Below are 9,770 nucleotides of genomic sequence, written 5' to 3'. Positions count from 1 at the left end.
CAGGGTGCTCAATCGGGTTAAGTTGGCTCATGAATCAGCATCTGAAAATACTGAAATTCAATTGAAATAAGATTCATTAAGTGGTATTTGAAATCAACAAATATCACAAAATAACAAAATTGTTTTATTAAATTTTAACTTAAAAATTTCGCTTGAGCAGCCATTTTTGTGTTCTAAAAATACAGTAATTGCTATTTAAATACTAAATTCATGAATACCAAGACAGCCATGCACCATCAAGGGGCAAGACGCCCTTGAAAACCCATAAATTTGCAAAAAACGAGGGGTTAAGGGTAAAAAAAAGCCCAGTCAGCTTTCGCTGACGGGGCTTGTGATCCACGCGGGGTTGATCAGGCGGTCACGCCCTTGGCCGTTTCCACGTACTCTTCGATCTGGTTGAAGTTCAGGTACTTGTAGATGGCTTCGCCGTCTTTGTTCACCACACCCATGGCTTCGTGGTACTCGGCCACGGTGGGGAACTGGCCCATCTTGGAGGTGATGGCGGCCAACTCGGCAGAAGCCAAATACACGTTGGTGTTTTTGCCCAGACGGTTGGGGAAGTTGCGGGTCGAGGTGGACACCACGGTAGCGCCTTCGCGCACTTGGGCTTGGTTGCCCATGCACAGCGAGCAGCCGGGCATCTCAGTCCGGGCACCGGCGGTGCCGAATGCAGCGTAGTGACCTTCTTTGATCAGCTCGCTTTCGTCCATCTTGGTCGGTGGGGCGACCCACAGCTTGACCGGGATGTCGCGCTGGCCGCCGAGCAGCTTGGCGGCTGCGCGGAAGTGACCGATGTTGGTCATGCACGAACCGATGAAGGCTTCGTCGATCTTGGTGCCTGCCACTTGCGACAGGAACTTGGCGTCGTCCGGATCGTTGGGGCAGCAAACGATGGGTTCCTTGATGTCGGCCAGATCAATCTCGATGACGTGCGCGTATTCGGCGTCTTTGTCGGCTTCGAGCAGGTTGGGCGCGGCCAGCCAAGCTTCGACTTTCTCGATGCGGCGGGCCAGGGTGCGGGCGTCGGCATAGCCGTCAGCGATCATGTTCTTCATCAGAACCACGTTCGACTTGAGGTATTCCTGCACGGGCTCCTTGTTGAGCTTGATGGTGCAACCGGCGGCAGAGCGCTCGGCAGACGCGTCGGACAGCTCAAACGCTTGCTCGACCTTGAGGTTGGGCAGGCCTTCGATTTCCAGGATGCGGCCCGAGAACTCGTTGATCTTGCCGGCCTTGGCCACGGTCAGCAGGCCTTGCTTGATGGCGTAAAGCGGAATCGCGTGCACCAGATCGCGCAAGGTCACGCCAGGCTGCATCTCGCCTTTGAAGCGCACCAGGATGGACTCGGGCATGTCCAAAGGCATGACGCCTGTGGCGGCGCCGAAAGCCACCAAACCGGAGCCAGCGGGGAAGCTGATGCCGATGGGGAAGCGGGTGTGCGAGTCGCCACCGGTGCCGACGGTGTCGGGCAACAGCAGGCGGTTGAGCCAGCTGTGGATCACGCCATCACCGGGACGCAGCGAAACGCCACCACGGTTACTGATGAAGGCGGGCAGTTCGCGGTGTGTTTTGACGTCCACCGCCTTGGGGTAAGCGGCGGTGTGGCAGAACGATTGCATGACCATGTCGGCCGAGAAGCCCAGGCAGGCCAGGTCTTTCAGCTCGTCGCGGGTCATCGGGCCGGTGGTGTCTTGCGAACCCACGGTGGTCATCTTGGGTTCGCAGTAGGTGCCGGGGCGAACGCCTTGGCCTTCTGGCAAACCGACCGCACGACCGACCATCTTTTGCGCCAGCGTGAAACCGGCCTTCGTGGCGACAGGCGCAGTCGGCAAGCGGAACACGGTGGATGCGGGCAGACCCAAAAATTCGCGGGCTTTGGCGGTCAAGCTGCGGCCAATGATCAGGTTGATGCGGCCACCAGCGCGCACTTCGTCAAACAGCACATCGCTCTTGAGTTGGAAGGTGGTGACAGTTTCGCCGTTGCGCACGATCTTGCCGTCGTAGGGCAACACGTCCACCACGTCACCCATGTTGAGTGCGGTCACATCCACTTCGATCGGCAATGCACCGGAGTCTTCCTGGGTGTTGAAAAAGATGGGGGCGATCTTGCCGCCCAAGGTCACGCCACCAAAACGCTTGTTGGGCACAAACGGAATGTCTTCACCAAAGCCCCAGATGATGCTGTTGGTGGCCGATTTACGGCTGGAACCTGTGCCCACCACGTCGCCCACATAAGACACCAAATGGCCTTTTTTCTTCAGCTCTTCAATCATGGCCATGGGGCCGCGCTTGCCGTCTTCTTCAGGCTTGAAGGGTGCACCTTCGCGGGTGTTTTTCAACATGGCCAGGTAGTGCAATGGAATGTCCGGGCGGCTCCATGCATCTGGCGCTGGCGACAGGTCGTCGGTGTTGGTCTCGCCTGGGACCTTGAACACGGTGATGGTGATTTTTTTCTCGACTTCAGGCCGGGTGGTGAACCACTCGGCGTCGGCCCAGCTTTGGATGACTTCTTTGGCCTTGGCGTTGCCGGCCTTGGCTTTTTCAGCGACATCGTTGAAGAAGTCGAACATCAGCAGCGTCTTCTTCAGGCCTTGTGCGGCCACATCAGCGACTTCAGCGTTGTCAAGCAGCTCGATCAGGGGGTGCACGTTGTAGCCGCCCACCATGGTGCCGAGCAGTTCGGTGGCCTTGGCCTTGGAGACCAAACCCACGCTGATTTCGCCGTGCGCAACAGCGGCCAAAAAGGAGGCCTTGACCTTGGCCGCATCGTCCACGCCTGGTGGCACGCGGTGGGTCAGCAAGTCCATCAGGAAAGCTTCTTCGCCAGCGGGTGGGTTCTTGATCAACTCGATCAAATCTGCCACTTGCTTGGCATCAAGTGGCAAGGGCGGGATGCCCAATGCCGTGCGTTCGGCTGCGTGTTCGCGGTAGGTTTTCAACATGGTTTTTCTCCGGTCAGTCAAAGTCAATCGTTGGATCTGCCCATGCCTGTTTTGTCAAACAAGCTGGGCGGCGGGTTGGTTTTCATGGCTTGGCCATAGGCCACTTGTTCGGGGTGGGCGCATTCATCGGCCATGCGTCGGCCTTTTTTCTGGTCCATCAACATGGACTTGTTGGCCAGTTGCAACCACACGGCACCGGCTTTTTTGTCTTCCAGTCGCAATGCGCCGGTGCTGGTGCGCACGGGGTACATACGGTAGCGAAAACCTTTGCCGAGTACGTTGAAGTAACCCGGCTGCGCGACATCGGCCTCCACACGCACGCTGGCACCCATTTCGCAAGGCAACACACCTTGATGAATTTGCTGGGCGATCGCCAATTCTTGCGAAACCTGATCGGCACCGTCCAAGGTCTGGGGCTTTGCGGGTGCCGACGACGCCACTGGCGTCTGTGCCTGCGGAGTCAGCAACACAGGTGCCTGCACCGCTGGGGCCGCCACAGCAGCAGCGCTCAAAGGCAAGGCGGCAGATGGCACAACAGCGCGCCAGACAGGCGCCGCCTCGACAGGCGCCGCCTCGACAGGTGCAGGCGGAATGACTTCGGCTGTACGGGGTGTGGCGGTCGCTGTAGATGTAGCTGTGGCCGTCATGGCGGGCGAACTTCCCACACCGGACCAGCCCGCAGGAACATCACCTCGGCCTGTCAAGCGCTGAGCTGGGCTGGCCAATGGGCGCGCTTTGGCCGCCGCCTCGGCAACGGCCTGGGCCTGCAGGCGTGCCACGACATCGGCATCCGCGCGTGCTTTGGCCGCTGAAGTCGCCTGGGCCGAAGGCGTCTTGGCGTTGGGTTTGCTCTGACTGTGGGCCACAACGGGCAGCAAAAGCAGAGCGCAGACCAGAACGTGCATGGTTTCGGACATCAAAAACCCTTTCAATTCAGTGCGCATCATGACGGGCTGCGCTCCGGGGCCAAGGTACTGGCATCAAAAAAGGCCTGAATTTCTGGGGGCAGGTGCCGCCCGGTCTGGTGGGCGCGCTCCAGCAATTGCCAGAAAAACCGGTAGCTGGCGCGGTCATGCAGCTGACCGGTATGGCTGATGGGTGCCCAGTCGGCGGCGTGCGCAGCGGCAATGATGTCGCTGGCTTGGCCAATTTGCGCTTCGCTGGGGGCCATGGCCTCCAGGATGGGGCGGATCTGGTCGGGGTGGATGCTCCACATGCGGGTGTAACCCAGCTCGCGGGCGGCTTTTTGGGCCGCTTGGCGGATGGCATCGGGGTTCTTGAATTCGGTGACCACGCAGTGCGAGGGCACTTTGCCGTGGGCATGGCAGGCACTGGCGATCTCGAGCTTGGCGCGCAGCACCAGCGGGTGCGTGAACTGACCCTGGATACCCATGCCGTCAGCCGGAATCGCGCCGCCATGGGCCGAGACAAAGTCCATCAGGCCAAAGCTGAGCGACTGCACACGGGGGTGGGCGGCGATGTCAAAAGCGCGGTGCACGGCGGCGGGCGACTCGATCAGCACATGCAAAGGCAGATCAGGGGCACCGGCGGCCAGCAGGGCAGCTTGGACGTGCTCGACATCGGCCACGGTTTCGACTTTGGGCACCATGATGTGCGTCAAAACCCGGCCAGCTCGGCCTGCGATGTGGGCCATGTCGGCTTCAAAACTGGGGTGGTCCACAGGGTGGACGCGCACCGCGATGCGGGCATCGGGCGTGGCTGCGGTGGTGGTCAGGGCCAGTTCGGTGACCAGTGCAGCGTGTTCGGCTTCGCCGCCGACGGGTGCGCCATCTTCACAGTCCAGGGTGACATCAAAGACGCAGGTGCCAAACTCTTGCGTCATGTCGGCCTGCAGTTGCAGGCTCTTGCGCATCCGCGCTTCCACTCCGCTGTAATGGTCACAAACCGGCAGCTGCACGCTACCGGCTTGCGCCCCCAGCAAAATGTTGCGCGGATGACTCACTCTGTTTCTCTGCTGAGAATCAGATCAGGTGAGCAACGCCAGCTTGCTCGTCGGTCAACTCTTTCAGGGTCTTGTCGATGCAAGACTGGCTGAACGCGTCGATCTCCAGACCTTCCACGACTTTGTATTCGCCGTTTTCGCAGGTGACGGGGAAACCGAACATGACATCTTTGGGAATGCCATACCAGCCTTGCGATGGGATGCCCATGGTGACCCACTTGCCGTTGGTGCCCAAGGCCCAGTCGCGCATGTGATCGATGGCGGCGTTGGCAGCCGATGCAGCCGAAGACAGGCCACGGGCTTCGATGATGGCCGCGCCGCGCTTGCCGACGGTGGGCAAGAACACGTTGGCATTCCATTCCTGGTCGTTGATCATGGCCTTGACAGACTCGCCCTTGATGGTGGCGAAGCGGTAGTCAGCGTACATCGTTGGAGAGTGGTTGCCCCAGACGCACAGTTTTTCGATGTCGGCCACGGCTTTGCCGGTCTTGGCAGCGATTTGCGAAGCAGCGCGGTTGTGGTCCAGACGCAGCATGGCGGTGAAGTTGCCGGGTTTCAGGTCAGGCGCAGCCTTCATGGCGATGTAGGCGTTGGTGTTGGCAGGGTTGCCCACGACCAGCACTTTGACGTCACGCGAAGCGACAGCGTTCAGGGCCTTGCCCTGGGCAGTGAAGATGGCACCGTTGATGGCGAGCAACTCGGCGCGCTCCATGCCGGGGCCGCGTGGACGCGAACCGACCAGCAAAGCGTAGTCGACGTCTTTGAAAGCCGTCATCGGGTCGCCATGGGCTTCCATGCCCACCAACAATGGGAACGCGCAGTCTTCGAGTTCCATCATCACGCCCTTGAGCGCTTTTTGAGGGCCTTCGACGGGCACTTCGAGCAATTGCAGGATGACGGGCTGGTCTTTGCCCAGCATTTCGCCGGAGGCGATGCGGAACAACAATGCGTAACCGATTTGACCTGCTGCGCCGGTAACGGCAACGCGGACGGGCTTTTTGCTCATGGTGGAAAACTCCAAAGTGATGAAAACAAGGGTTGCAGCCCATTGCCAACATCCATGTCAGCAAGGCCGTCCGGTGCGCCGGACCCACGCAAACTGCCTCATCAAACAAGGTCGAAAGCGCTAGCAAACAGCCATTGAGTGTACCCGCGAAAACCCTGATCCGTCAATTTGTCTTATGTCTTATATAAGATATGATGGCGCAGCTGACATGCACCTGACCTGCATGCCTGACATTCCTCCATGAACAACTCATCGCCTCAGACCGACGCCCCGGCAACCGCACAGGAAGCCCCCGTCGTCACGCCCGCTTTCAGTCCGCTCTACCAGCAGATCAAGGGCCTGATTTTGCAAAGCCTGCAATCGAGCGAGTGGAAGCCGGGGGAGTCCATTCCCAGCGAGATGGAGCTCGCCGCCCGCTACAGGGTCAGCCAAGGCACCGTACGCAAAGCCATTGACGAACTGGCCAACGACCATTTGCTCATCCGCAAACAGGGCAAAGGCACCTTTGTGGCCACGCATGCCGAGCACCAGGTGCAATACCGCTTTTTGAAGCTGGTCCCCGACCAAGGCGACCTGAACACAGAAGGTCCGGCCCAACGTGAAATCGTGGACTGCAAGCGCTTGCGCGCCTCCGCAGACATTGCACGGGCGCTGGGTTTACGCCCTGGCGATGCCGTGTTGCAAGTGCGCCGAGTCCTGTCGTTTGCAGGCGTCCCCACCATTTTGGAAGACCTTTGGCTGCCTGGCACGCCCTTCAAAGGCCTGACCGCCGAGCGCCTTGCCGACTACCACGGCCCCATGTACGCCCTGTTTGAAACCGAATTCGGCGTGCGCATGGTGCGGGCCGAAGAGAAAATCCGGGCGGTCTTACCTGACAAGGGTCAAAGGGATTTGCTGCAATTGCCCGTCAACACCCCTTTGCTCAGTGTCGAGCGCATTGCCTACACCTACAACGACACCCCGATGGAGTTGCGACGGGGCTTTTACCGCACCGACACACACCACTACCACAACGCATTGAACTGAACATTGAAGCCCGTGGCACCCCATTCTGAAAACTGTCACTGAAATGCTCATGTCAGTTTGTTGCGTTGCAATAGAATCCATCGGTTTGTCATCCCCATTACGAACGCGTTACATCCAGAAAGTACCCACATGACTGAACTCGCCCGAAAGCGGCCTGAATTCCGCAACATCAACGCCTTGAAAGACCTGCCCACGTACCGCCTCCCGGCGGCGGGCATCGTCTCCATCTTGCACCGCATCAGCGGTTTCCTGATGTTTTTGCTGATGCCACTCATCATCTGGATGTTTGACAGCTCGATCACTTCCGAAATTTCCTTTGCCAAACTGTCGGCCGCCTTCAATGTCGGCATCGGCTTCGTGCCCGGCTGGTTCATGAAACTGGTGGCACTGGCGCTGATCTGGGCGTACTTGCACCATTTCATTGCCGGTCTGCGTCACCTGTACATGGACATCTGCCACGCCGTCACCAAAGAGTTCGGCAAATCTTCCGCCATCGTCACCTTGGTGCTCAGCATCGGCCTGACCGCCGTGCTCGGCGCCAAGATGTTTGGCTTGTACTGATCTGCCCCATAACAACAAAGGAAACTGACCTATGTCCGTGAATTACGGCTCCAAACGCATCGTGACCGGTGCTGGCTATGGCTTCCGTGACTGGCTCGCACAACGCGTGACCGGCACCTTGATGGCCCTTTTCACTGTGATCTTGCTGGCCCAGGTGATCTTCACCGCCGGCCCCATCGGTTACGAAGAGTGGGCGGGCATTTTTGCTTCCCAATGGATGAAGGTCCTGACCTTCTGCGTCATCCTTTCCCTGCTGTACCACGTCTGGGTGGGCATGCGTGACATCTGGATGGACTACGTCAAGCCCCTGGCCGTGCGTCTGGTCTTGCACGTCTTCACCCTCGTCTGGCTGATCGGCTGTGCCGGCTGGGCTGTTCAAGCCCTGTGGCGCCTTTGATGCGTCAGCCCTCGCCTGTCATTGCGCTGAAACCACACCAACCCCAATAAACCATGAGCTATACCAAAGACAACATCACCACCCGCAAGTTTGACGTCGTGATCGTCGGCGCCGGTGGTTCGGGCATGCGTGCCTCGCTGCAACTGGCCCGTGCCGGCCTGAACGTGGCCGTGCTCTCCAAAGTGTTCCCCACACGCTCGCACACCGTAGCGGCCCAAGGCGGCATCGGTGCTTCGCTGGGCAACATGTCCGACGACAACTGGCACTACCACTTCTACGACACCATCAAAGGCTCCGACTGGCTCGGCGACCAGGATGCGATCGAATTCATGTGCCGTGAAGCACCCAAGGTCGTTTACGACCTGGAGCACATGGGCATGCCGTTTGACCGCAACCCTGATGGCACGATTTACCAGCGTCCATTTGGCGGCCACACCGCCAACTACGGCGAAAAACCGGTGCAACGCGCTTGCGCTGCGGCTGACCGCACCGGTCACGCCATGCTGCACACCCTGTACCAGCAAAACGTCGCGGCCAAAACCAGCTTCTTCGTGGAGTGGATGGCGCTTGACCTGATCCGTGACGCCGAAGGCGACGTGGTGGGCGTGACCGCCCTGGAAATGGAAACCGGCGACCTGCACGTCTTGCACGCCAAGACCGTGCTGATGGCCACCGGTGGCGCTGGCCGCATTTATGCCGCCTCCACCAACGCTTTCATCAACACGGGCGACGGCTTGGGCATGGCAGCACGCGCGGGCATTCCCCTGGAAGACATGGAGTTCTGGCAATTCCACCCCACTGGCGTGGCCGGTGCTGGCGTGTTGTTGACCGAAGGCTGCCGCGGCGAAGGCGCGATCTTGCTCAACAGCAATGGCGAGCGCTTCATGGAGCGCTATGCACCCACTCTAAAAGACTTGGCCCCACGCGACTTCGTGTCGCGCTGCATGGACCAGGAGATCAAGGAAGGCCGTGGCTGCGGTCCTAACAAAGATTACGTGATGCTCAAGCTGGACCACCTGGGTGCAGACACCATCCACAAGCGCCTGCCCTCGGTGTACGAAATCGGCGTCAACTTCGCCAACGTCGACATCACCAAAGAGCCGATCCCCGTGGTGCCCACCATCCACTACCAGATGGGCGGTATCCCCACCAACATCAACGGCCAGGTGGTGACGCAAACCGCGACAGACAACAACGCTGTGGTCAACGGTTTGTATGCCGTGGGCGAATGCTCATGCGTGTCGGTGCACGGTGCCAACCGCCTGGGCACCAACTCGCTGCTCGACTTGCTGGTGTTCGGCCGTGCTGCAGGCAACCACATCGTGGACTTTGCCTCCAAAACCAAGTCACACAAAGACCTGCCTGCCGATGCCACTGACCGCACGCTGGAACGCCTGAACAAGCTCGAAGGCCGCGGCGGTGAATACGCCCAAGACGTGGCCAACGACATGCGCGCCACCATGCAGCAACACGCCGGCGTGTTCCGCACACAAGCGTCTATGGACGAAGGCGTTCAAAAGATCGCCGCCATCCGCGAGCGCGTCAACGCGATCGGCCTGAAGGACACCTCCAAAGTGTTCAACACCGCCCGCATCGAAGCTCTGGAAGTGGAAAACCTGATCGAAGCCGCCCAGTCCACCATGGTGTCTGCCGCTGCCCGCCGCGAGTGCCGTGGTGCCCACACCGTGAGCGATTACGAGCGCCCAGTGGATGACGCCGTGGCCCCATTGGGCCGCGACGACGCCAACTGGATGAAGCACACCCTGTGGCACAGCGCCGACAACAGCTTGACCTACAAGCCGGTCAAGCTCAAGCCACTGACTGTGGACTCCGTGCCACCCAAGGTTCGCACGTTCTAAATATTGTCTGGACCGC

General features: G+C 59.5%; 8 protein-coding genes. 4 read left to right on the top strand and 4 right to left on the bottom strand.

The window, feature by feature from the left end:
- Window positions 1-350 precede the first annotated feature (350 nt).
- The 4 genes from acnB to B9Z47_RS15390 all read right to left on the bottom strand — a co-directional run bounded on the left by acnB (window position 351) and on the right by B9Z47_RS15390 (window position 5,911).
- Window positions 351-2,942 (bottom strand): bifunctional aconitate hydratase 2/2-methylisocitrate dehydratase, encoded by a 2,592-nt coding sequence (gene acnB / locus B9Z47_RS15410; protein WP_108332115.1) that lies wholly within the window; start codon window positions 2,940-2,942, stop codon window positions 351-353.
- Between the two features lie 23 nt (window positions 2,943-2,965).
- Entirely contained in the window at window positions 2,966-3,859 is an 894-nt protein-coding gene (locus B9Z47_RS19230) for a hypothetical protein (RefSeq protein WP_199226433.1), read from the bottom strand.
- A gap of 26 nt (window positions 3,860-3,885) precedes the next feature.
- On the bottom strand, window positions 3,886-4,815 hold the full coding sequence (locus tag B9Z47_RS15395; protein ID WP_369912443.1) for a CoA ester lyase: 930 nt from the start codon (window positions 4,813-4,815) through the stop codon (window positions 3,886-3,888).
- A 109-nt stretch (window positions 4,816-4,924) separates the two neighbouring features.
- A complete protein-coding gene (locus B9Z47_RS15390; RefSeq protein ID WP_108332113.1) occupies window positions 4,925-5,911 on the bottom strand; it encodes a malate dehydrogenase in 987 nt (328 codons plus the stop codon).
- Between the two features lie 240 nt (window positions 5,912-6,151).
- Here B9Z47_RS15390 and B9Z47_RS15385 point away from each other — a divergent pair, with 240 nt between their 5' ends.
- The 4 genes from B9Z47_RS15385 to sdhA all read left to right on the top strand — a co-directional run bounded on the left by B9Z47_RS15385 (window position 6,152) and on the right by sdhA (window position 9,754).
- Complete coding sequence (locus B9Z47_RS15385; protein WP_108332112.1) at window positions 6,152-6,937, top strand: GntR family transcriptional regulator; 786 nt, start codon at window positions 6,152-6,154, stop codon at window positions 6,935-6,937.
- 129 nt (window positions 6,938-7,066) lie between these two features.
- A complete protein-coding gene (gene sdhC, locus B9Z47_RS15380) occupies window positions 7,067-7,498 on the top strand; it encodes a succinate dehydrogenase, cytochrome b556 subunit (RefSeq protein ID WP_108332111.1) in 432 nt (143 codons plus the stop codon).
- Between the two features lie 31 nt (window positions 7,499-7,529).
- On the top strand, window positions 7,530-7,895 hold the full coding sequence (gene sdhD, locus B9Z47_RS15375) for a succinate dehydrogenase, hydrophobic membrane anchor protein (protein ID WP_108332110.1): 366 nt from the start codon (window positions 7,530-7,532) through the stop codon (window positions 7,893-7,895).
- Window positions 7,896-7,948: 53 nt separating this feature from the next.
- Window positions 7,949-9,754, top strand: a complete 1,806-nt coding sequence (gene sdhA, locus B9Z47_RS15370; protein ID WP_108332109.1) for a succinate dehydrogenase flavoprotein subunit — start codon at window positions 7,949-7,951, stop codon at window positions 9,752-9,754.
- Window positions 9,755-9,770 lie beyond the last annotated feature (16 nt).

This window comes from Limnohabitans sp. 2KL-1, from assembly GCF_003063435.1.
In the GTDB taxonomy this organism is placed as follows: Bacteria; Pseudomonadota; Gammaproteobacteria; order Burkholderiales; family Burkholderiaceae_C; genus Limnohabitans_A.
The sequence above is the reverse complement of the archived record's forward strand: the minus strand, read 5'-3'. Positions and strand labels throughout refer to the sequence as shown.

What these genes read in the sequence shown, in the direction of transcription:
- acnB (WP_108332115.1), bottom strand. Translation starts at nt 2,942, where the DNA reads ATGTTGAAAACCTACCGCGAACACGCAGCCGAACGCACGGCATTGGGC.
- B9Z47_RS19230 (WP_199226433.1), bottom strand. Translation starts at nt 3,859, where the DNA reads ATGTCCGAAACCATGCACGTTCTGGTCTGCGCTCTGCTTTTGCTGCCC.
- B9Z47_RS15395 (WP_369912443.1), bottom strand. Translation starts at nt 4,815, where the DNA reads ATGCGCAAGAGCCTGCAACTGCAGGCCGACATGACGCAAGAGTTTGGC.
- B9Z47_RS15390 (WP_108332113.1), bottom strand. Translation starts at nt 5,911, where the DNA reads ATGAGCAAAAAGCCCGTCCGCGTTGCCGTTACCGGCGCAGCAGGTCAA.
- B9Z47_RS15385 (WP_108332112.1), top strand. Translation starts at nt 6,152, where the DNA reads ATGAACAACTCATCGCCTCAGACCGACGCCCCGGCAACCGCACAGGAA.
- sdhC (WP_108332111.1), top strand. Translation starts at nt 7,067, where the DNA reads ATGACTGAACTCGCCCGAAAGCGGCCTGAATTCCGCAACATCAACGCC.
- sdhD (WP_108332110.1), top strand. Translation starts at nt 7,530, where the DNA reads ATGTCCGTGAATTACGGCTCCAAACGCATCGTGACCGGTGCTGGCTAT.
- sdhA (WP_108332109.1), top strand. Translation starts at nt 7,949, where the DNA reads ATGAGCTATACCAAAGACAACATCACCACCCGCAAGTTTGACGTCGTG.